Below are 20,637 nucleotides of genomic sequence, written 5' to 3'. Positions count from 1 at the left end.
GAGGAGACACCACGATGACCGACACTCTCACCTGGGACGCCGCAGGCAACCGGGAAGCCGGGGGGCGTGGGGCGTCCGCGACTCCGCCGGACGCGACTTCGACCGCGACCGCTGGCAGGCCCGGCTGGACGAACGGCGTTCCCGGCTACGGCCACGACGGCGCGTCCATCGGCCAGTACGCCTACCTGCGCGTCGCCCCGCAGGCGGGAGTGGCGATCTGTGCACCAACGGCGGCGGTGCCCGCCCGCTGTACACCGCGCTGATGAAGGAGCTGCTGGCCGAGCTCGCGGACGTCACCATGCCACCGGCCTTCGCGCCGCCCGCCACCCCGGCCGACGTCGACTTCACGCCGTTCATCGGGACCCACAAGCGTGAGGGCGTCCTGATCACCGCATCGGTGCGGGACGGGCGTCCCCGCCTGGTGTACGAGTTCGTCGACGGGATGAAGGACTTCTCGCCGCCGCTCGACATCACGCTGATCCCCGTCTCACCCACCGTGTTCGCGGGGACCGGCGTCGGCGCCGCGTTCAGCGAGGACTACATGCCCGTCGTCTTCGCGACGCCCGCCGGGGACGTCCCGGCGGTATACATCGGCATGCGCGCCGCGCCGAAGGTCTCCTGAACGCCGCGCCGGGCATGCAGGATCCCGGCGAGGTCGAACGGGCCATCGCCCGGCTCGACCCGCCGTGCTAGCTTGGGCGTCGTAGAGACGGACGAGACGAGACGAGTGGGAGGTGAGTCGATGAACGTCGGCGACGCCATTGCCGCGTGCAGTGCCCGCAGGACCATCCTCACGTCCCGGGCCCCGCTCTGAGCTGATTCCACGCTGTATCGGGGCCCCTGTTCAAGGGTCTCTACGTTGCCAACTTCTTCACCCTCCGCCGCCATGAACTGGACCACGCGTCCCGAGACCGCCGGCGACGTCGGCGCCATCCGCGAGGTCGTCCTCGCGGCCTTCCCGTCCGCCGAGGAGGCCGACCTGGTCGACGCGCTGCGCGCCGACCCGGCGGCGTGGATCGGCGGCCTGTCCACGGTCACCGTCGACGCGGACGGCGCGGTGGTCGGGCACGCCCTGCTCACCCGCTGCCACGTCGGCGGCGAACCCGCCCTGGCCCTGGCCCCGTGCGCGGTGCTGCCGCCGGTGCAGCGGACGGGCGCCGGATCCGCCGCGATCCGCGCTGGCCTCGACGCCGCACGGGACATGGGCGAGAACCTCGTCGTCGTCCTGGGGCACGCCGACTACTACCCGCGGTTCGGGTTCGCCCCCGCGTCCGGCTTCGGCATCCGCGCGCCCTTCGAGGCGCCGGACGAGGCGATGATGGCCATGGCGCTGGACGACGCCCGCCCGGTGCCCCGAGGCACCATCGCCTATCCGGCGGCGTTCGGGGTCTGACACCGTCCGGGGGCGCCGTCCGGCTTCGGGCGGCGTCCCCACCGGGGTCAGGTCGCGGCGGGCAGGTCCGCCGGTTCTCCCCAGCGGTCCAGGTAGACGACGTCCGCGACGGGACGGCGGCGGACGGGGCCGTGGTTGCCGCGCGGCCAGCCGACGACGACGTGCCCGGCGAGCATCCAGCCGTCCGGCACCCCGGCGGTCTCGCGCAGCAGCGGCTCGCCGCCGTAGGACGCCCAGCTCGTCAGGCACGCCCCGAGCCCCTGGGCTCGCGCCGCGAGCAGGAAGTTCTGCATCGCGGGGAAGATCGACCCGCCGAGCAGCAGCTCCGACGCCGTGGGAAAGCGCTTCTGGGTGAACAGGACGGACGTGAACTCGCCCGCGCGGTCGTGCAGTTCGTACGTCGCGCGGTTGGCGCGGGCGCGGCGGCTGTCGTCCGCGTCGTCCGGGCGGCTCATCCCGTAGACCGGTTCGATCACCCGGAGCGCCTGCTCGGCGGCCTTCGCGACGACGGCCCGCGACTCCGGCGACCGGAGCACGACGAACCGCCACTCCTGCGCGTTCGCGCCCGACGGCGCCCACGTCGCGGCCTCCAGGCAGCGCCGCAGCGTCGCGTCGTCGACGCGCTCGCCGGTGAACCGGCGGATCGTCCGCGCCGTCGACATCACCGTCCACACGTCCGTGGCCGATCCCGTCATGCCCGCTCCAGCCCGTCCGGCGCCACCATCGGAAATCAACCTAGCATCAAGCGAAAACGGCACTCTCGGAGGCCTTTAAAGCGGCTTTATGGCACGCCCTCTTCGATGATCTCCGAGGAGGTCGATCATGACCAGGGAGATCGGACGGCGGCGCGCGTTGCAGGCGTCGCTGACAGGGGCAGCCGCGCTCGGGGTGGGCGGGATCGGGCCGGCGGCGGCGTCGACGCCCCGGCCGCCGCGCGGCGCGTACGCGCACAACGTGGAGGCGGTCGGGTACAGCGACCTCGATCACCGGCCCGCGTTCAAGATGGCGGTGCGTCAGGTGCGGGGCCGCTGGTACCTCTACACCGGCCACTTCTGGCACAGCGGGTGGAGCGTCGTCGACGTCACCGACCCGCGCCGGCCGGAGGTGGTGCAGTTCGTCCCCGGACCGGACGACACCTGGACGCTCCAGGTGGACCTGTCGGGCGACACGATGGTCACCGCGCTGGAGCGGGTCTTCCCCAACTTCGGCGGCGACCCGTCCGCCGATTTCGAGGACGGCGTCTACATCTGGGACATCGCCGACCCGGTGCGTCCCCGCAGGCTGAGCCACTACCGGACGGGCGGGACCGGCACGCACCGCAACCTGTATCCGGGCGGACGGTACGTGCATCTGGCCGCGGGCCTCGAAGGGTTCTCGGGGAACATCTACGTGATCCTGGACATCGGCGACCGGCGGCGTCCGCGCGAGGTCGGGCGCTGGTGGGTGCCGGGCCAGCGCGACGGGGAGGCCGGGGAGCCGACGGACGCGGAACCGCACTCGCACGGGTTCTGCTGCGGCAACGCGGGGGACGTGTCGCTGCACGGGCCCGCGTACCCGGCCGGGAGGCACGTCTACCTGCCGTACGGCGGGGCGGGCATGGTCGTCCTGGACATCTCGGACGTCTCGCGGCCGCGCCGGGTGGGCGGGCTGAGCTTCAGCCCGCCGTTCCATTCGAGGTTCGGCGTGCACGGGGTTCTGCCGGTGCCCGGACGCGAGATCGCGTTCGCCAACTCCGAGGACGTCTCCTACGGTGCGGGCCCGGCGCCGCACGCGTCCATCGTCGACATCTCCGACCCGGCCGAGCCCTGGCTGCTGTCGACGCTGCCCGCCCCGGTCCCACCGGCGGACGCGCCCTACGACGACTTCGCCACGCGGGGCGGCTGGAGCGGCCCGCACAACATCAACCACCACCAGCACCACCCGGACGTGCAGCGGCAGGGCGACCTGTTTTACATCGCGCACTTCAACGCCGGGCTGCGCGTCTACGACGTCTCGAACGTCCGGCTGCCGCGCGAGGTCGGCTACTTCGTCCCGCCGGAGCCGACCCGCCGGTACGGGCCGATGCCCGAGGACGCGCTGGTGGCGCAGACCGAGGACGTGGTCGTGGACCGCCGGGGCTACATCTACATCTCCGACAAGAACCAGGGCCTGTGGATCCTGCGCTACACCGGCCCTCGCGCATGAACGGCCAGATCCCGCGGACGGGGCACAACGAGAACCTAACCACAGCGACACAGACGAACTGGGTAACTACCGTAAGTAACAGGGCGCCTGTGACGCCGCCCCCCTCACCCCCAGGAGGCACCGTTGATATTCGGAGTGGACGTAGCGAGCTATCAGGGAGAACCGGACTGGGAGGCCGTTCACGGCGACGGCATCAAGTTCGCCTTCTCCAAGGTCACCGAGGGGACCGGGTACACGAATCCAACCTGGGGCCACAACCGCGACAAGATGGCCGCCCTCGGCGACGACTTCCTCCCGGGCACCTACCACTTCCTGCACGGCGGTGACGGCGCCGACCAGGCGCGGTACTTCCTCGACAAGGCCGGCGACGTCTCCGACCTCGCCGTCGCGCTGGACGTGGAGGCGTCCGGCGCGGACGCGGCGACGGCCCGCGACTGGGTGTCGGAGTTCAAGGACCGCACGGACGGGCACCCGGTGTTCGGCTACTTCCCGCGCTGGTACTGGAACCAGACCGGCAGCCCCGACCTGGGCTTCTTCGACACGATCTGGCAGTCCCACTACGTGAACGGGTCGGGCTCGCCGGAGTCGCTGTACGAGAAGGTCAAGGACTCGTGGTGGACGGAGTTCGGCGGGGAGCCGATCTCGATCCTGCAGTTCTCGTCGAGCGGCACCGTCGAGGGCATCTCGGGCCGCTGCGACGTCAACGCCTACCGGGAGAGCCTCGCCGACCTGAAGGCGCTGGCACTCGGCCGGAGCTAGTCACTCGCGAGGTCGTATCCCGCTTCCTCCACGGCCGCCCGTACGGTCGCGACGTCGAGGTCCCCGTCGCTCGCGACCGTGACCCGTCCGCCCTCGACGTCGACCGTGACGCCGGTGACGCCCGGGATGCGCTCGATCTCCTCGGTGACGAAGGCGGCGCAGTGGCCGCACACCATGCCGGTGACGCGGTACTCGCTCTCGCTCATGCGGGCTCCTCACCCTCGTCGGGCTGCGGAACGTCGCGGGTGAGCATGTGCGCGTCGCACATCCGGCCGTCCGGGGCGAACCGGCCGAAGAAGCAGACCTCGATGGAGAGCTCCTTCCCCCGGATCTTTACGTGGAGGGTGTAACGGGCGGCGATGCGGTCGCCGTCCGCGATGGCCTCGTGCACCTCGATCCGGCCTTCCGGCCGGTTCCTGCGCAACGGCCGGACGTGCGCGATCAGCTTCTCCCGGTCCATCCGGCGCCCGTCGGCGACCTGGACGATGTCGGCGGTGTGGTAGCGGTCGACGACCTGTGCGGGTTCGTCGTCGCCGCGTATCAGCTCCTCGTTGAACGAGGTGAAGAAGTCGGCGATGAACCGCTTCGGGTCGGCGGTGCTCGGTGGCTGCATGACGCTCCAGGGAAACCGGATATCTTTGACGCTCTGTAAGATATCCAGCCTGAGCTATTTTTGACAAGGTGTAAGAGTTGAGTCCTCGCAACCGCCGTGCCGACGCCCAGCGGAGCCGGGCCGCCGTGCTGGACGCCGCCGTCCGGGTCCTCGAGGCACGGCCCGACGCCGGTCTGGCGGCGGTCGCCGCCGACGCGGGCGTGACCCGCCAGACCGTCTACGCCCACTTCGCGTCCAGGGAGCAGTTGCTCTCGGCCGTCGTCGATCGCATCACCGAGGAGTCCGTCGCGGCGATGGACGCCACCGACCCCGATTCCGGACCCGCGGCCGACGCCCTGTTCCGGCTACTGGAAGCGAGCGGGCGGGTCGCCCGCCGGTACCCCGCCCTGGTGCAGCAGATCAGCGCGCTGCCGACGAGCCCGCGGACCGAGCGGGCGCAGCACGCCTCCGTCGCCGCGCGGATCGAGCGGGTGATCCGGCGCGGCCAGGAGGCGGGCGAGTTCGACGACCGGCTCCCGGCCGGCTGGCTGGTGTCCGTCGTCATCAAGCTCGCTCATGCGGCGGGCGAGGAGGAGTCCGCCGGCCGGATGACGGACGGCGAGGCGGAGGGGGCTCTCCGGGTCACCCTGCTACGCGTCCTGGGCGCGGCTCCGGGCGACGTGGCGGGCTGACGGCTGTCAGTCCTGGAGCCAGGTTGTCCGGAAGTCGGGGCTGATGAGCCACGGGCGGCCGTCCGTCGGGACCAGGGGCTCATCGATTTCCAGGCTCACGGTGCCGCCGAAGCGGGCTCCGCAAGTGACCCTGTACAACCCCACCCAGCGCGGTTCGTGACAATGCTCGCCGTCCTTGACGGTGCGCGCGTACTCGTCGAGTTCGCCGCGCGACAGTTCCAGCCGCACCTCGCCGGGAGAATACACCGCCGGGACGAAGAGGACGGCGACCGTCAAGATCGCGGGGGCGCACGCGCGCACCTCGAACGCCTTGGCCTCGCGGCGCGGCGTCGAGAACGCGAAGGTCGTTCGCACGATTACGGCGATCACCGTGACGAAGGCCGCCAGCTGCACGATGAACGTGAAGGTCCTCTCCACAGCCACGAACCAATCGGACGCCAGGAGGCTGACGTAGACGGCCGCCGCGGCGCCGATGAACCCGATACTGGGCGCCGCGCCCAGCATGCGCGGCACGAACGTGAGGGTCACCCGGGACAGGGTGACGAGGATCGCGAGGATCGCGCCCAGCCCGAGGATGAACCGGACGTCCGACCCGTCCTCGGCGAACCGGTTCGATACCAGCCAGCCGATGCCGGGCACGAGCATGATGCCGACGAACCATGCGCTCGGGGGTTTGCCGACCATGCCCGAATACTAGGGTACAGACTTGTCTTTTTAACGACGCTCACCCGAAGACCGCTCGGCCTCCCGAGATGACGGTGCGGTCGCCGGTCGTGGCCTCGAACAGGATCGCGCCGGAGTCGTCCCACGTCTCGATCGTCAGCTCGTCGCCGGGGAAGACGGGGGCGGCGAAGCGGCCGTCGAGTTCGGCCAGGTCGGCGGGGTGGGCCTCGTGCGCCTCGGCGATCGGGAGGGTGAGCGCGGCGAGGGTGCAGAGGCCGTGCATGAAGGGGCGGGGCATTCCGGCCGCCTTCGCGGCTTCGGGATCGATGTGCATGTGGTGCCGGTCGCCGAGGAGCCGGTAGAGCGCCGCCTGGTTCGGCGACGTCCGCAGGGTGAGGGTCCGGGCGGGATCCGCGGACGGACGACGCCGCGACGACGGCCCACGTTCACCCCCGAAACCGCCCGAACCGGGCGCGAAGATCGACCACGTGGCGTCGAAGTACTCGCTCTCGACGACGACCTCGAAGACCGCCGCGCGTCCCTTGTCCCAGACCTCGCCGACGCGGGCCTCCATCGCGATCGTGCCGGACGGCGGCAGGGGCTTGCGGACGCGCAGGCGCTGCGAGCCGTGCACGGCGGTCGAGACGTCGAACGCGCCCGCGGGGCCGAGTTCGTCCGGCGCCCACTGGGCCAGGGTCAGCGCGAAGGTGGGCAGGACGCGCAGGTCCCGCTCGAACACGAGGTCGAGGGCGGTCGCGGGGGCTCCGGCGGCGAGGGCGTACAGGATCGCGCGGGCCTCGTCGTAGGTGGCGGTGCGGGTGCCGAGGGTCCGGCCGCGCCAGTCGTTCATCCGTCGGCTCCCAGGATCAGGCCGCTGGTCGGGACGCCGGTGCCGGCGGTGACCAGGACGTTGTGGACGTCGCCGGGCTGGTTCGGCGACGTCCCGCGCAGCAGCCGCACGCCTTCGGCGATGCCGTTCATGCCGTGAATGTACGCTTCGCCGAGCTGGCCGCCGTGGGTGTTGACCGGTAGGCGGGAACCGACTTCGAGGTTGCCGTCGGCGATGAAGTCCTTGGCCTCGCCCTTGGCGCAGAAGCCGAGCTCTTCGAGCTGGGGCAGGACGAGCGGTGTGAAGTGGTCGTAGAGGATCGCGGCCTGGATGTCGGCGGGCGTGAGCTTGCTCTGCGCGTAGAGCTGGCGGCCCACAAGGCCCATCTCGGGAATGCCGGAGATCTCGGAGCGGTAGTAACTCGTCATCATGTGCTGGTCGTTGCCGGAACCCTGCGCGGCGCCCCAGATGAGCGCGGGACGGTGCGGCAGGTCGCGGGCGCGCCGGGCGGACACGACGACGACGGCCTGGCCGCCGTCGCTCTCCTGGCAGCAGTCGAGGAGCCGGAGCGGTTCGGCGATCCAGCGGGACGCCTGGTGGTCGGCGAGCGTGATGGGCCGGTCGTGGAACCACGCGGCCGGGTTCTTCGCGGCGTGCTTCCGGTCGACGACGGCGACGCGGCCGAAGTCCTCGCTGGTCGCGCCGTACTCGTGCATGTAGCGGCGGGCGAACATGGCGACCCACTGGGCGGGGGTGTTCAGCCCGAACGGGGTCATCCACGAGTACGCGGCCCGGTCGGCGCTGACGTCCATCGGGCGGTCGGCCTGGCCGAGCCCGTAGCGGGTGCCGGACCGCTCGTTGAAGGCCCGGTAGCAGACGACGACGTCGGCGACGCCGGTGGCGACGGCCATCGCGGCCTGCTGGACGGTGCCGCAGGCGGCGCCGCCGCCGTGCCCGATGCGGGAGAAGAACTTCAGCTCGCCGATGCCGAGGTTGCGGGCGATGTGGATCTCGGAGCTGGTGTCGGCGGTGAAGGTGACCATGCCGTCCACGTCGGACGGCTGCAGCCCCGCGTCGGTGATCGCGGCGAGGACGGCCTCGCAGGCGAGGCGCAGCTCGCTGCGGCCGGACTCCTTGGAGAACTCGGTGGCGCCGATGCCCGCGATCGCGGCGGCTCCGGGCAGCACGCTCATTCGCTGTTCCCTCGCATTCGGACGACGACCGTGCCGGTCACGTGCGGGCCGATCCCGTTGACGCCCTTGACGGCGATCTCGACGTCGTCACCGTCCAGGGACGTGACGGTGCCGGTGAGGCGCATCGTGTCGCCCGGGTAGTTCGGCGCGCCGAGGCGGATGCGGATCGCCTTGACCACGGCGGCGGGTCCGGCCCACGCGGTGACGTAGCGGTCGACGATCCCGTTGGTCGTGAGGATGTTCATGAAGACGTCCTTCGAGCCGCGCTCGACGGCGAGGGACGGATCGTGGTGGACGTCCTGGTAGTCGCGGCTCGCGAGGGCGGTCGCGACGATCATCGTGCGGGTGAGCGGGACGTCCAGGGGCGGCAGCTCGTCGCCGACGGACACGTTCACAGGGTCGCCCCCAGGAGTGCGAGGTCGGCGGACGCGCCGCCGAGGGTGCCGGAGATCTGCTTGCCCCACAGGAAGTACCGGTGGATCGGGTAGTCGACGTCGACGCCGATGCCGCCGTGGAGGTGCTGGGTGCGGTGCACGACGTTGAGGCCGCCCTCGTCCGACCACCACTTCGCGACGAGCGTCGCCTGCTCGGCGTCCTCACCGGCGGCGCTGAGGGAGATCGCGTGCCAGAGGCAGACGCGGAGGGCGTCGATCTCGATGTAGGAGTCGGCGAGCTGGTGCTGCACGGCCTGGAAGGTGCCGAGGGGGCGGCCGAACTGCTCGCGGGCGGACAGGTAGTCGGCCGTCATCCGCAGCGCGCCCTCGGCGACGCCGAGCTGGACGGCCGCGAGCGCGAGGCGCGCGAGCCGGAGGGCGGTCGCGAGGGCGCCGCCGCCGAGGCGTTCGGCGGGCGCTCCGTCGAGGACGACGGTGCCCGCGACGTCGTGCGCGGTGGTGCGGGGGTGCTCCCAGGACGTGCCGGGCGCGTCGGTGTCGACGGCGAACAGGGCCGGGCCGTCCGGGGACGCCGCGGAGACGAGCATCCGGCGGGCGGCGGGCGCGGACGGGACGGCGGCCTTCGTCCCGGTGAGCCGCCACGCGCCGCCGTCCGGGACGGCGCGGCACGCGGGATCGGCCGGGTCGTGCGGGCCGAACTCCTCCAGGGCGAGCGTGTACCGGAGGGTGCCGTCCGCGATCTCGGGCGGGCAGGTGCCGTGCCCGGCGAGGGTCAGGCCGGCGACGAGCGCGGGCCAGAGCGGGACGGGCGCGACCGTGCGGCCCTGCTCCTCCAGCAGGACGCACAGGCCGGACAGCCCGAGGCCGGCGCCGCCCGCGGACTCGGGGAGCGCGACCCCGAGCAGCCCGGCGGCGGCGAGTTCCTTCCAGAGCGCCTCGTCGACGCCGGTCTCCTCGGCGGCGCGGAGGCGCTCGGGGGTCGCGTGGTCGGTGAGGATCCGCCGGGCCAGGTCCCGGACCGCTTCCAGTTCCTCGCCAAGGGTGAAGTCCATCAGCTCTCCTTCGGGCGGAAGATCGGCAGGGACAGGTCTCCGTCGTCGAGCCAGTCCAGGGCGACCGGCATGCCGACCTCGACGTCCGCGGGCGCGACGCCCGTCATGTTCGCGATGAGGCGGGTGCCCTCGGCCAGCTCGATCACCGCGACGACCAGCGGGTAGTCGAACGCCGGGTGCCGGGGGTGGTGGTTGACGGTGAACGTGTAGACGTGGCCGTCGCCGGAGGACCGGGCGGTGTCCCACTGGAACGAGCCGCACTGCGGGCAGGCCGGGCCGGGCGGGTGCCGCAGGGACTTGCAGTCGGCGCAGCGCTGGACGACGAGGCGGTGCTCGCGGGCGGCCTCGAACCAGAACGCGTTGTCGGGGTTGATCGCCGGGCGGGGGCGCGCGGGCTTGGGGGCGGGTTTCTCGGCCGGGCGGAACCGGAGGATGCGCCACCGTTGGGTGGCGACGACCTCGCCGGACGCGTCCCGGTACGTCTTGACGGTGCTGATGAACCGCCCGGTGCCGAGCCCGGTCTTCTTCTCCGGGGAGATCGACTCGACGCGTTCCTCGACGCTGACGTGGTCGCCCGGCACGAGTTCCCGGACGAACTCGAAGTCGGAGTCGGTCGCGACGACGGACGTGTAGCCGCCCTCGGCGAGCAGGCCGGTGAGGTCGTCGGACGCCGACGGGCCCGCCGGGGCCGTGTCCGGGCGGACGGACGCGGCGTACCCGCGCATCGTCCAGGCCTGCATCATCGACGCGGGCGCGACGACGCCGTCCCGTCCGGTGGCGCGGGCGGCCTCGTCGTCGAGGTAGATCGGGTTGCCGTCCTCCATGGCCTCGACCCAGTGGCGGATCATGGGGACGTTGACCGGGTCGGGGCCCGGGCGGCGGGCGACGAGCTCGCGGCCGACGAACGCCTGGAGCCGGGCTTCGTAATCGGTGGGCTCGCTCATGCGCGCTTCCCCCTGGGGAGTCCGAGGCCCTGCACGGCGACCATGTCCCGCAGGACCTCGTTGACGCCGCCGCCGAACGTGTTGACGATGCCCTGCCGGGAGAGCTGCTCGATCTGCCCGTGCAGGACGGCTCCCGGCGATTCGGGACGGATCCGGCCCGCGGCGCCGAGCACGTTCGTCAGCGTGCGCTGGACGTCGATGTGCGTCTCGGTCCCGTACGCCTTCGCGGCGCCGGCCTGGGCGCCGGTGAGGGTGCCGTGCTCGACGGCCATCGTCATCTTCCAGTTCATCAGCCGCATCGCCTCAAGGCGGGCGTGCGTGCGGGCGAGGTCGGCGCGGACCCACGGGACGTCGAGGACGCCCTCGTCGCGGGCCCACGCGGCGACGTCCTCCCAGAGGCGGATCATCCGGCCGCCGAGCGCGGCGAGGCCGATGCGCTCGTGGTTGAGCTGGGTGGTGATGAGGCCCCAGCCGCCGTCGACGTCCCCGACGACGGCGGACGCGGGCACCCGGACGGCGTTGTAGTACGTGGCGGTGACGACCATCCCGCCGACGGCCTGGATGGGGCTCCACGAGAACCCGTCGGAGTCCGTGGGCACGATCAGGATCGAGATGCCCTTGTGCTTGGGCGCGTCCGGGTTCGTGCGGGCGGCGAGCCAGATGTGGTCGGCGGTGTTCGCCCCGCTGGTGAAGATCTTGCTGCCGTCGACGACGTAGGAGTCGCCGTCGCGGACGGCGCGGGTGCGCAGGGACGCGAGGTCGGTGCCGGCGTCGGGCTCGGTGTAGCCGATCGCGAAGACGACGTCGCCCGACAGGATGCCGGGGAGGTACGCCTTCTTCTGCTCGTCCGTGCCGAACCGCATCAGGGTGGGGCCGACGGTGTTGACGGTGACGAACGGGAACGGCAGCCCGGCCCGCTGGACCTCGTCGAAGAAGACGTACTGCTCGGCGGTCGAGCGGCCCTGCCCGCCGTACTCGCTCGGCCACCCGTAGCCGAGCCAGCCGTCGTCGCCGAGCCGCTTGACGATCTCGCGGAACCGGTCGCCGCCCACGCCCTCCTCACCGGCGCGGCGGCGGACGTCGGGCGGCAGCAGGTTCGCGAAGTACGCCCGCAGTTCGGCCCTCAGTTTCCCGTGTTCGGCGGTTTCGCGCAGGTCCATCAGCGGCTCTCTTTCTCAGGGGAGGAAGCGGCGGCGGCCGTTGGCGATGAACTCCTCGCGCAGTGCCGTCCTGTCGTCGTCGGTCATCGGCGCGTAGGCGGGCGCGCCCCGCCCGGTCCAGCGGTGCACGGCGTCGGTGGTCCGCCACCCTTCGAGCTGCATCTCCTTCTTGCGCAGCTTCCCGGAGCCGGTGGTCGGCAGGGAGTGCGAGACGCGGACGAACCGGGGCGCGCCCTTCGTGCCCAGATCGTCCTGCGCGGCCAGGAACGCGGCGAAGTCGAGGTCGGCGAACTCCACGCCCTCGGGGATCTCGATCGCGGCCATCACCTGGTCGCCCGAGCGGGGGTCGGGGACGCCGTAGGCGACGGCGTCGACGATCTTCGGGTGGCGGCGGATGATCTGCTGGGTGAGCAGCGCGGAGATGTTCTCGGAGTCGACGCGGATCCAGTCGCCGGACCGGCCGCCGAAGTACAGGAACCCGTCGGCGTCGACGTAGCCGAGATCGCCGGTCCAGTACCAGCCGTGCCGGACGCGTTCGGCGTCCGCCTCCGGGTTCTTGTAGTAGCCCTCGAACTTCGCGGCGCCGTGCACGTCGACGATCTCGCCGACGGCGCGTTCGGCGTTGACGACGCGTCCGTGCTCGTCCAGAACGGCCGGTTCGCACGTCTCGCGGGTGTCGGGGTTGACGATCCGGACGCCGTCGTGAGCGGGCCTGCCGAACGCGGTCGGGGGCGCGGCCGGGTCCCGCCGGATCATCCCCGCGCCCTCGCTGGAGCCGTAGCCCTCGACGAGCCGGGCGCCGAAGCGGCGGTGGAACTCGGCCTTGTCCTCGGGGGACGCCTCGGTGCCGAACCCGTGCGTGAGCGTGTTCTCGGCGTCGTCCGGCCGCTCGGGGGTCGCGAGGACGTAGCCGATGGCCTTGCCGACGTAGGTGAAGAACGTCGCGCCGTAGAACCGGACGTCCGGCATGAACCCGGACGCGGAGAACTTCGGCGTCAGGCACACGCAGCCACCGGCGGCGAGCGTCGGCGCCCAGAGCGCCATGAGGGCGTTGCCGTGGAACAGCGGCATCGGGCAGTACGAGATCTCGTTGCGCTTGACGTCGTACTTGGCGGCGTTGTTCCGGCCCAGTTCGGCGAGCCGCCCCTGCGAGCAGCGGGCCGCCTTGGACGCGCCCGTCGTCCCGGACGTGAACAGCAGCAGCATCTGCGTCAGCGGGGTGACGGACGGGTCGGCCGCGGGCTCGGCCGCGTGCGCGGCCACGCGCCCCGCGTACCCGGCGTCGTCGACCAGCACGAACCGGTCGCGGGGGACGCCGATGTCGAGGCCGTCGAGCAGCTCCGCGCCCGCCGCGTCGGTGACGACGAACCGGAGGTCGGTGTGCCGGACCTCCTGCTCCAGGTAGGCGCCGGTGCGGGTCGGGTTGATGCCGACGATCGTCGCGCCGCCCAGCGCGGCGGCCCCGAGCCACAGCACGTACTCGGGCACGTTGTCGAGCAGGACGCCGATGTGGAACGGCCGGTCGTCCGCGCGCAGCTCGCGGGCGAGGCCCGCGCGGGCCGCGCTCTCGCGGACGACCTCGTCCCACGTCCACGTCCGGTCGCGGCTGCGCAGGCCGGGACGGTCGTCGCCGAGGCGCGCGAGCAGCAGCCCGGCGATCGTCTCGTCCCGCCCCGTGGCCTCAGGCACGGGCGCTCCCCCAGGCCGGCTCGGTGGACAGCACGCAGTGGGTGCCGCCGTAGATCGCGGTCATGCACTTGTTGCAGTGGATGCACAGCGACCCGGTCGCGGGGTCGTCCTTGATCCGGTTGATCAGGTCGGGCTCGCGGAGCAGCGCGCGGGCCATCGCGACGAACTCGAACCCCTCCGCCATGGCGGTGTCCATGGACGCCCGGTCGGTGACGCCGCCGAGGAGGATCATCGGCAGCTTCACGGCGGCGCGGATCTGCCGGGCGTCCCTGAGGAGGTACAGGTCCTCGTAGGGGTAGGCCTTGAGGAAGTGCTTGCCGATGAGCTTGATACCGAGCTTCGTCGGCTGCTTCATGACGGACGCGAACTCGTGCAGCGGCGCGTCGCCCTTGAACAGGTACATCGGGTTGAGCAGGGAGCTGCCCGCCGTCATCTGGAGGGCGTCGACCGAGCCGTCCTCCTCCAGCCACCGCGCGACCTGGATGGCCTCGTCGATCCAGAACCCGCCGGGGACGCCGTCGTCCATGTTCAGCTTCGCGGTGATCGCGATCCGGTCGCCGACGGCGTCCCGGACGGCGCGGCCGATGTCGCGCGCCAGCCGGGCTCGGTTCTCCAGGGAGCCGCCGTACCGGTCCTTGCGGTGGTTGATCTTCGGGCTGAGGAACGAGCTGGTCAGGTAGTTGTGCCCCATGTGGATCTCGACCGAGTCGAAACCCGCCTCGATGGCCATCCTGCCCGCGTACCCGTGCGCCTGGACGATGCGGTCCAGGTCGGCCTGCGTGGCGGCCTTCGCGACGGTCTGCGTGGTCATGTGGAAGTGGCGGCTCGGCGCGAGGGCCGGAAGCTTGTTGCTCTTGGGGTTGGCGACGGGCCCCGCGTGCCCGATCTGCGCCTGGACGGCCGCGCCCTCGGCGTGCACGGCGTCGGTCAGCTTGCGGAGGCCGGGCATCGCCTCGTCCCGCCAGTGGATCTGCCGCGAGTCGGTGCGGCCCTCCGGCGCCACCGCGCAGTACGCGACCGTCGTCATCCCGGCGCCGCCGCGGGCGTGCCGGACGTGGAAGTCGATCAGCGGATCGGTGACCTGCCCCTTCTTGGTGAGGCCCTCGTAGGTCGCGGCCTTGACGATCCGGTTGCGCAGCGTGACGGGTCCCAGTTTCGCCGGGGCGAGCACGTCGGGAACTTGCGATGTCATGGGGTCCTCCGTCTGCGCGTTCACTTTCTGGCACGAACGTAATGAGCGGGATGCCCGGACGCTCCGGACATCCCGCTCACTGGGAGCGACGGAACTACCTCATGGCTTGGAGCAAGGAAGCCGCGCCCCCAGGCCGCGACTCCCCCGATGAACCGCTCAGTGCGGAATGCCGTCGATCAGGTCCCGTGCGCCCTTGCGCAGGAGATCACCCGCCACGTACGCCCCCAGGTCCGGCCCCTTGTCCGGCGGCGCCCATTCCTGCGCGTGCACGAACCGCGAGCCGTCGCGGGTGAAGACCATTCCGCGCAGGCTCAGTTGCCCGTCCCGCTCCAGCCGCGCGTGCCCGGCGATCGGGCTGTTGCAGTGTCCTCGCAATGCGTGGAGCATCGCCCGCTCCGCCGCGACGCACCGCCGGGTCTCGCGATCGTCCAGCAGCCGCACCAGTTCCACGATGTCGGAATCGACGCTGCGGCAGTCCACCGCCAGCACGCCCGAGCCCACCGCCGGAATGATGTCGAGTTCCTCGCCCGGACGGTCGATGCCCAGCCGTCCCAGGCTCGCCCGCGCGAGTACGATCGCGTCGAACTCCTCACCGGCGTCCAGCCGCCCCAGCCGCGAATTGACGTTCCCGCGCAGGTACTGCACACACAGGTCCGGCCGGATCTGCCCGAGCTGGGCGCGCCGCCGCACCGCCGAGGTGCCGACCCGCGCACCCGGTGCCAGGTCCGCCAGCCGTTGAACCCTGCTCGCCATCGGGAACAGCATCACGTCGGCGGTATCGTCGCGGGCCACGTAGGCGGCGAAGACCAGCCCGTTCGGTCGCGGAACGTCGCCGGGCACATCCTTGAGGCAGTGCACCGCCACGTCCACCCGGCCCGTGATCAGCGCGCGGTCGATCTCGCGCATGAACGCGCCCTTACCCCCCAGTTCCGCAAGGTCGCCCTGATGCCGGTCGCCCGCCGTCTGAATCCCGGTGACCTCGACGCGGACGTCCGCGACGGCCTCCAGCCGTTCGGCCACCGCGCGCGCCTGCACCATCGCCAGCGGAGACGTGCGCGTGCCCAGCCGAAGCGTCCCACCGCCACCCGACCACGAGAACGCCGGTTCCACCGCGCCTTGCCCCGTGGGCACGAGATCCGTCACGGCCGAGACCCTAGCCAGAACACTCGCCGTTTCCTCGCTCATCCGCTCAACTCCATGTTTCGCCGTGCCCCGGCACTCGGGGGAAGGTGCCCGGGTAGAGCCGGGATTTCAGGTGAACGTCGAGCCGTTCGGCCGCCGCCGCCGCGTCCCCGCACGACGCCAGCCGCACCCCGCGCCCGCGCCCGTCCGGCGACCGGTAGAACCACCAGCCCCCGTCCGCAGCGGCCCGCACCGTCACCAGCGTTCCGACCTCCCGAGCACCGGAACCGGCGTAAACCCACATCAACGGCCCCGCCGCCGGTGCGTACAGCCGCAGGCAGTGCCATCCCTTATAGATCAGCCCCCTCTCCAGCAACCGCAGATTCCGCGCCGCCGTGCCTCGCCCGAACCGCGTCCGCACCCGCAGCGGGACGGCCGCCGACATCACGGCCGCCCGCCGCGTCCACACGTGCGTCACTCCGCTCCCTTCTGTCGTTCGATCTCGAACCAGACCGTCACCGGCCCCCCGGCGGCGCCATCGAACCCCCAGCAGTCCGACAGGGCCGCCACCATCGCCAGCCCCCGCCCGCTTGTGGTCCACTCGTCCGTCGCCACCGCCTTCACGACCGGCAGCGTCACCGCCCCGCCGTCGTCGGTGATCTCGACCCGGAACCGATCGGCCACCGACCGCACGGCCACCCGCACACCCCCGCCCTCGTGTCCGGACGCGGTGTACCTCAGCGCGTTCGTCGCGATCTCGCTGACCATCAGGTCAACGTCGCCCAGGTCGACCGGGGCCGCGCCGTGCCGCTCGACCTCGCGGCGCACCCGGCGCCGCACCTCCCGCACGTCCACACCCGCACCGTCGCGGCCCGTGACCCGCTCGACGCTCCCGCCGTCCCAGAGCATCACCGCACACCCGCCGCCAGCGCCGCCGCCGCACGCCGCGTCATCTCCACGCCCGCACCCGCCGGGAACCGCGCCGACCGGCCCCACACGTACGCCGACCCACCCCGCTCGTCCTGCACGACCGCCACCGTCACGATCCGGCGGCCGACGAGCGCCGACAGCGCGACCCCGCCGTTGACCTCCAGCACCAAGCGCGAGGCCAACCCCAGCACCACCAGCGCCGCAGCCAAATCAGCCAGCAGCCCCACCCGCCGGACGATCACGTCCGGCGCCGCCCGCCACCGGCCCTCACCACCCGAAGAGGGTGGGGGATTCGATACGTTGTTCACGGGTTCGACTCCTTCGCAGTCGGGCCAAGGCCCTGGGACCCGGTGTTGGAGCACCGGCCCGGGGCCGCTTCGTTTTCCTGCGTCTCCCTGCATGTGGCCAGCGGCCTGTGTCACGCTACGCAAAGCATGCCCTCACATACTGCAACAATGCAAGGTATGCGTTCGCTTTGATTGCGTACGCTTGATCGTAGTTGCGTGTGCATGAAGGCCCCAAGAAACGTTCGTCAGGGCCGTGACCAGGGAGAACCATCTATGCCAGCACCCACGGTGCGTATGAGGCGACTTGCATCCGAGCTACGCCGGCTCCGCAAGGCTGCTGATCTCACCCGTGAAGGGATCAGCGAACGAACCGGCATCAACGAGGCCACGCTCTATCGCATCGAGACCGCACGCGCCCGACCCCAGGCACGGACCCTGGCGAGCCTCCTGGACGTGTACGAAGTGACCGAGCCGAGGCGCACCGAGTTGATGACCTTGCTCAAGCAGTCCGCGCATCGCGGCTGGCTGAATACCTTCTCGTCCGACCTTCCAGAGCGGTACACGTCATACATCGAGTTCGAGGCCGAAGCACGCGAGGTGTTGAACTACGAGTGCCTGTTCATCCCAGGCTTGCTCCAGACCGAGAGGTACGCACGTGCCGCGATCAGCGCTGTGCTCCCAGAGTGCACACGTGAGGAGATTGAGAGCCGAGTTGACGCAAGGATGCAGCGACAAGCAGCCCTCACCAGAGAGCAACCATTGAAGCTGTGGGCGATCGTGGACGAAGCCGCCATCCGCCGTGTTGTCGGAGGCCGCGCAGTCATGGCAGAGCAGTTGCAACACTTGTCCGCCATCACGGAGCTGCCAACCGTGAATCTTCAGGTGATCCCCTTTGATGCGGGTGCGCATCCAGGCATGCCGGGTTCCTTCGTCGTCATGGACTTTGCCGAGGCGATCGGGCCGGCCATCGTCTACATCGACAGTCAGGCCGGAGACCTCTTCCTGGAGGAGGAAGCCGACATCTCCAGGTATAACCTGGTGTTCACACACCTTCGTGCTGGAGCGCTCAGCCCGAGTGCGTCCGCTGAGTTGATCGCAGCGGCAGCGCGAGATGAGCGTCCAGGCAGAGGAGCATGATGACCACCGCGCACGACCTAACGGGTGCCCAGTGGCGAAAGAGCAGTCGCAGCAGCGGCAACGGCCAATGCGTCGAGGTCGCCAGCGTGCAGGCCGTCATCGCCGTCCGAGACAGCAAACGCCCTGCCAACCCCGCAATAACTTTCCCGGTGCACGAGTGGGGGGCGTTTCTTCGGCAGGTGAAGGTCGGCCGCTACGACCTGACGTAACTGGAAGGAACTCGGGATGGATGATCTCGGCGCGCCCCGTGCCGCATGGCGCAAGAGCAGCCACAGCAGTGGCAACGGTGAGTGTGTCGAGGTGGCCGACCTCACGCCGAACGTTGGGATGCGCGACAGCAAGGCCCCGGAGATGGGACATCTCTCCCTGACTCCGGACACGTGGGCCGTGCTCGTCGCCCAGGTGCGAGACGGCCGGTTCGACCTCTCGTGAACTGAGGCGCCTACGCGCCGAGCGCCCCCGCTGACCATGTCGTCAGCGGGCGCTCCGTCGTGGCCAGAGCCGGTCTGGGTTCCTCTCGACGCGTCGGCCGCCCCGGCGCGCCGGAATGAGCCGGATGCCCACGCGTTTCGGGCATCCGGCTCACTGGGGGCGACGGGCTACCGCCCGGTCAGCGGTCGAGGGCGGCGGTCAGGCGGTCGGCCTGGGCCTGTGACTCGACGAGCTGGCGCAGCAGCCACAGGCGCAGGACGCGCGCGAGCGCGGCGGCGACGTAGAGCGCGCCGCCGAGCACGGTCACCCCCACGAAGCCGGTCGCCATGATGTGCAGGGACCCGACGTTGCGGATGTCGTCCTGCGCGAGCGAGATGTTGTAGCAGACGAACGCGCCGACCACCCCCGTGACCATCAGCAGCGCGCCGATGATGCGCAGCACGCCGTCGTGCCGCGACTGGTCGGTCTTCAGCCGCTCGCCCGCCACGTCCTTCTTGAACTGCTCGCGTCGTTCCTCGGTGAGCATTCCGTCAACCTCCCAGGTAGTCGCTGGACAGCCGGTCTTCGATGTCGGCGGGCGCGCCGGCCGCGACGACCCGTCCGTGGAGCATGAGGGCGGCGGTGTCGGCGATCGGCAGCACCGCGCGGGCGAACTGCTCGGCCACCAGGACCGAGAGGCCGCCCTCGACCAGCTCGGCGACCGTCTCGTACATCCGCGAGACGATCATGGGCGCGAGGCCCATGGACAGCTCGTCCAGCAGCAGCACCGCCGGTTCGGTGCCGAGGGCGCGCGACAGCGCCAGCATCTGCTGCTCGCCGCCGGACATCGACCCGGCGAGCTGGTCGCGGCGCTCCGCCAGGATCGGGAAGCGCGCGAACGCCTTCTCCTCGACGTCCGCGCGGCGGGCGCCCGTCCCGGTGGCGGCCCACAGGTTCTCCCGCACGGTCAGGTTCGGGAAGATGCCCCGGCCTTCCGGGATCGAGCACACGCCGAGGCGGGCAGCCTGCTGCGCGGTGACGCCGTTCATCTTCCGGCCCGCGAACCGCAACTCCCCGCTCGACGGCGCGTGCAGCCCGCCGCACACCCGCATCGTCGTCGACTTGCCGCCGCCGTTCGGGCCGAGCAGCGCGAGGAGCGAGCCGGGGCGCAGCGCGAGGTCCACGCCGTGGAGCACCTCGATGGCCCCGTAGGCGGCGTGCACCCCGCGCAGTTCGAGCAGGGGTTCGGTCTCGGCGCTCACGCCGCTTCCTCCGTCCCGATGTAGGCCGCGATGACCTCGGGTGACTCCTTGATCTCGGCCGGGGTGCCGGACGCGATCAGGGCGCCGTAGTCGAGGACGTGGATCGTCGAGCACAGCCCCATGACGAGCGGCAGGTCGTGCTCGACGAGGCAGATCGCGAGGCCGTCGGCGGCGAGGCCGATAAGCATCTCCGCGAACGCCTCGGTCTCCTGCTCGGTCTGCCCGGACGCGGGCTCGTCCAGCAGCAGGACGCGCGGGGACGTCATCAGCGCCCGCGCCACCTCGACCACGCGGGCCCGTCCGATCGGGACGTCCGACACCTCCCGGCCGGCGATGTCGGTGAGGCCGGTGCGCTCGAGGATCCGGTCGGTCTCGGCCTCCAGGTCGAACCGCCCGCGACGGCCCGTGCCGCGACGGCCCGTGCCGCGACGGCCCGTGCTGCGGCGGACGTCCCCGGCGACGCGCACGTTGTCGCGCACCGACAGCGACAGGAACAGCTCCAGCCGCTGGAACGTGCGGGCCATGCCGCGCCGCGCGCGCTTGGCCGGGGGCAGTTTGGTGATGTCGGCGCCGTCCAGCAGCACTTGACCGGACGCCGGTTTCTGCAGGCCCGTGATGGTGTTGAAGATCGTCGTCTTGCCCGCGCCGTTCGGGCCGATCAGCCCGGTGATCCGCCCTTCGGCGACGGCGAGGCCGACATCCGCCACGGCGGTGTTGCCGCCGAACCTGACGGTGACGCCCCTTGTTTCGA

The 20,637-nt window shown here is 71.4% G+C and carries 28 protein-coding genes; 9 read left to right on the top strand and 19 right to left on the bottom strand.

The window, feature by feature from the left end:
- Window positions 1–14: 14 nt before the first annotated feature.
- From F7P10_RS43520 to F7P10_RS28830, 3 genes are all read left to right on the top strand, one after another.
- Entirely contained in the window at window positions 15–263 is a 249-nt protein-coding gene (locus F7P10_RS43520; RefSeq protein WP_218040172.1) for a hypothetical protein, read from the top strand.
- Window positions 263–622: a hypothetical protein gene (locus tag F7P10_RS28835; protein WP_218040171.1), complete on the top strand. Its 360-nt coding sequence runs from the start codon at window positions 263–265 to the stop codon at window positions 620–622. Before F7P10_RS43520 ends, F7P10_RS28835 begins: the two co-directional genes overlap by 1 nt.
- A gap of 264 nt (window positions 623–886) precedes the next feature.
- Window positions 887–1,393 carry a GNAT family N-acetyltransferase gene (locus F7P10_RS28830; RefSeq protein WP_151013993.1) on the top strand — a complete coding sequence of 169 codons (507 nt, stop codon included), beginning with the start codon at window positions 887–889 and terminating at the stop codon, window positions 1,391–1,393.
- Between the two features lie 47 nt (window positions 1,394–1,440).
- Here the strand turns inward: F7P10_RS28830 and F7P10_RS28825 are convergent, their stop codons facing one another.
- On the bottom strand, window positions 1,441–2,088 hold the full coding sequence (locus tag F7P10_RS28825; protein WP_151013991.1) for a nitroreductase family protein: 648 nt from the start codon (window positions 2,086–2,088) through the stop codon (window positions 1,441–1,443).
- Between the two features lie 127 nt (window positions 2,089–2,215).
- Between F7P10_RS28825 and F7P10_RS28820 the strand changes: the two genes are divergently transcribed.
- Together F7P10_RS28820 and F7P10_RS28815 are read left to right on the top strand one after the other, a co-directional pair.
- On the top strand, window positions 2,216–3,577 hold the full coding sequence (locus tag F7P10_RS28820) for an LVIVD repeat-containing protein (RefSeq protein ID WP_151013989.1): 1,362 nt from the start codon (window positions 2,216–2,218) through the stop codon (window positions 3,575–3,577).
- 123 nt (window positions 3,578–3,700) lie between these two features.
- Window positions 3,701–4,336, top strand: a complete 636-nt coding sequence (locus F7P10_RS28815; RefSeq protein ID WP_151013987.1) for a glycoside hydrolase family 25 protein — start codon at window positions 3,701–3,703, stop codon at window positions 4,334–4,336.
- On the opposite strand, the gene F7P10_RS28810 is transcribed toward F7P10_RS28815, so the two are convergent.
- Complete coding sequence (locus F7P10_RS28810) at window positions 4,333–4,542, bottom strand: heavy-metal-associated domain-containing protein (protein WP_151013985.1); 210 nt, start codon at window positions 4,540–4,542, stop codon at window positions 4,333–4,335. The genes F7P10_RS28815 and F7P10_RS28810 overlap by 4 nt on opposite strands.
- Window positions 4,539–4,949 (bottom strand): nuclear transport factor 2 family protein, encoded by a 411-nt coding sequence (locus tag F7P10_RS28805; protein WP_151013983.1) that lies wholly within the window; start codon window positions 4,947–4,949, stop codon window positions 4,539–4,541. Before F7P10_RS28805 ends, F7P10_RS28810 begins: the two co-directional genes overlap by 4 nt.
- A gap of 77 nt (window positions 4,950–5,026) precedes the next feature.
- Here F7P10_RS28805 and F7P10_RS28800 point away from each other — a divergent pair, with 77 nt between their 5' ends.
- Complete coding sequence (locus F7P10_RS28800) at window positions 5,027–5,620, top strand: TetR/AcrR family transcriptional regulator (RefSeq protein ID WP_151013981.1); 594 nt, start codon at window positions 5,027–5,029, stop codon at window positions 5,618–5,620.
- A 6-nt stretch (window positions 5,621–5,626) separates the two neighbouring features.
- Here the strand turns inward: F7P10_RS28800 and F7P10_RS28795 are convergent, their stop codons facing one another.
- The 13 genes from F7P10_RS28795 to F7P10_RS28735 form a co-directional block, all read right to left on the bottom strand.
- The gene (locus tag F7P10_RS28795) at window positions 5,627–6,304 is read right to left on the bottom strand and encodes a hypothetical protein (protein ID WP_151013979.1); all 678 of its coding nucleotides are present in this window, start codon (window positions 6,302–6,304) and stop codon (window positions 5,627–5,629) included.
- Window positions 6,305–6,344: 40 nt separating this feature from the next.
- Window positions 6,345–7,133: a MaoC/PaaZ C-terminal domain-containing protein gene (locus F7P10_RS28790; RefSeq protein WP_151013977.1), complete on the bottom strand. Its 789-nt coding sequence runs from the start codon at window positions 7,131–7,133 to the stop codon at window positions 6,345–6,347.
- A complete protein-coding gene (locus F7P10_RS28785) occupies window positions 7,130–8,305 on the bottom strand; it encodes a lipid-transfer protein (protein WP_151013975.1) in 1,176 nt (391 codons plus the stop codon). Before F7P10_RS28785 ends, F7P10_RS28790 begins: the two co-directional genes overlap by 4 nt.
- The gene (locus tag F7P10_RS28780; protein ID WP_254716077.1) at window positions 8,302–8,694 is read right to left on the bottom strand and encodes a MaoC family dehydratase; all 393 of its coding nucleotides are present in this window, start codon (window positions 8,692–8,694) and stop codon (window positions 8,302–8,304) included. Before F7P10_RS28780 ends, F7P10_RS28785 begins: the two co-directional genes overlap by 4 nt.
- Before the next feature lie 2 nt (window positions 8,695–8,696).
- The gene (locus F7P10_RS28775) at window positions 8,697–9,752 is read right to left on the bottom strand and encodes an acyl-CoA dehydrogenase family protein (protein ID WP_151013973.1); all 1,056 of its coding nucleotides are present in this window, start codon (window positions 9,750–9,752) and stop codon (window positions 8,697–8,699) included.
- The gene (locus F7P10_RS28770) at window positions 9,752–10,696 is read right to left on the bottom strand and encodes a bifunctional MaoC family dehydratase N-terminal/OB-fold nucleic acid binding domain-containing protein (protein WP_151013971.1); all 945 of its coding nucleotides are present in this window, start codon (window positions 10,694–10,696) and stop codon (window positions 9,752–9,754) included. The genes F7P10_RS28775 and F7P10_RS28770 overlap by 1 nt, the downstream gene beginning before the upstream one ends.
- Complete coding sequence (locus F7P10_RS28765) at window positions 10,693–11,856, bottom strand: acyl-CoA dehydrogenase family protein (RefSeq protein ID WP_151013969.1); 1,164 nt, start codon at window positions 11,854–11,856, stop codon at window positions 10,693–10,695. Before F7P10_RS28765 ends, F7P10_RS28770 begins: the two co-directional genes overlap by 4 nt.
- Before the next feature lie 15 nt (window positions 11,857–11,871).
- On the bottom strand, window positions 11,872–13,545 hold the full coding sequence (locus F7P10_RS28760) for an AMP-binding protein (RefSeq protein ID WP_151013967.1): 1,674 nt from the start codon (window positions 13,543–13,545) through the stop codon (window positions 11,872–11,874).
- On the bottom strand, window positions 13,538–14,737 hold the full coding sequence (locus tag F7P10_RS28755; RefSeq protein WP_151013965.1) for an NADH:flavin oxidoreductase: 1,200 nt from the start codon (window positions 14,735–14,737) through the stop codon (window positions 13,538–13,540). The genes F7P10_RS28760 and F7P10_RS28755 overlap by 8 nt, the downstream gene beginning before the upstream one ends.
- 156 nt (window positions 14,738–14,893) lie before the next feature.
- Window positions 14,894–15,880, bottom strand: a complete 987-nt coding sequence (gene hemC / locus F7P10_RS28750) for a hydroxymethylbilane synthase (RefSeq protein ID WP_218040170.1) — start codon at window positions 15,878–15,880, stop codon at window positions 14,894–14,896.
- A 46-nt stretch (window positions 15,881–15,926) separates the two neighbouring features.
- Window positions 15,927–16,337: a hypothetical protein gene (locus tag F7P10_RS28745; RefSeq protein ID WP_151013961.1), complete on the bottom strand. Its 411-nt coding sequence runs from the start codon at window positions 16,335–16,337 to the stop codon at window positions 15,927–15,929.
- Window positions 16,334–16,768: an ATP-binding protein gene (locus tag F7P10_RS28740; RefSeq protein ID WP_151013959.1), complete on the bottom strand. Its 435-nt coding sequence runs from the start codon at window positions 16,766–16,768 to the stop codon at window positions 16,334–16,336. Before F7P10_RS28740 ends, F7P10_RS28745 begins: the two co-directional genes overlap by 4 nt.
- Entirely contained in the window at window positions 16,768–17,097 is a 330-nt protein-coding gene (locus F7P10_RS28735; RefSeq protein WP_151013957.1) for a hypothetical protein, read from the bottom strand. Before F7P10_RS28735 ends, F7P10_RS28740 begins: the two co-directional genes overlap by 1 nt.
- Window positions 17,098–17,349: 252 nt before the next feature.
- On the opposite strand from F7P10_RS28735, the gene F7P10_RS28730 reads away from it, so the two are divergent.
- The 3 genes from F7P10_RS28730 to F7P10_RS28720 are packed head-to-tail and all read left to right on the top strand — an operon-like array spanning window position 17,350 to window position 18,645.
- Window positions 17,350–18,213, top strand: a complete 864-nt coding sequence (locus F7P10_RS28730) for a helix-turn-helix transcriptional regulator (RefSeq protein WP_254716076.1) — start codon at window positions 17,350–17,352, stop codon at window positions 18,211–18,213.
- Window positions 18,210–18,422: a DUF397 domain-containing protein gene (locus tag F7P10_RS28725; RefSeq protein ID WP_254716075.1), complete on the top strand. Its 213-nt coding sequence runs from the start codon at window positions 18,210–18,212 to the stop codon at window positions 18,420–18,422. Before F7P10_RS28730 ends, F7P10_RS28725 begins: the two co-directional genes overlap by 4 nt.
- Before the next feature lie 16 nt (window positions 18,423–18,438).
- Complete coding sequence (locus F7P10_RS28720) at window positions 18,439–18,645, top strand: DUF397 domain-containing protein (protein WP_151013955.1); 207 nt, start codon at window positions 18,439–18,441, stop codon at window positions 18,643–18,645.
- 178 nt (window positions 18,646–18,823) lie between these two features.
- Here F7P10_RS28720 and F7P10_RS28715 read toward each other — a convergent pair whose 3' ends face one another.
- From F7P10_RS28715 to F7P10_RS28705, 3 genes are read right to left on the bottom strand one after another with little or no spacing between them, the layout of a single operon-like run.
- Window positions 18,824–19,171, bottom strand: coding sequence for a hypothetical protein (locus tag F7P10_RS28715; protein ID WP_151013954.1), 348 nt, complete (start codon window positions 19,169–19,171; stop codon window positions 18,824–18,826).
- Between the two features lie 4 nt (window positions 19,172–19,175).
- On the bottom strand, window positions 19,176–19,886 hold the full coding sequence (locus tag F7P10_RS28710; RefSeq protein ID WP_151013952.1) for an ABC transporter ATP-binding protein: 711 nt from the start codon (window positions 19,884–19,886) through the stop codon (window positions 19,176–19,178).
- On the bottom strand, window positions 19,883–20,593 hold the full coding sequence (locus F7P10_RS28705) for an ABC transporter ATP-binding protein (RefSeq protein WP_254716074.1): 711 nt from the start codon (window positions 20,591–20,593) through the stop codon (window positions 19,883–19,885). The genes F7P10_RS28710 and F7P10_RS28705 overlap by 4 nt, the downstream gene beginning before the upstream one ends.
- Window positions 20,594–20,637 lie beyond the last annotated feature (44 nt).

Source organism: Actinomadura sp. WMMB 499 (assembly GCF_008824145.1).
Lineage (GTDB): Bacteria > Actinomycetota > Actinomycetes > Streptosporangiales > Streptosporangiaceae > Spirillospora.
This window is presented reverse-complemented; position numbering and strand designations above follow the sequence as displayed.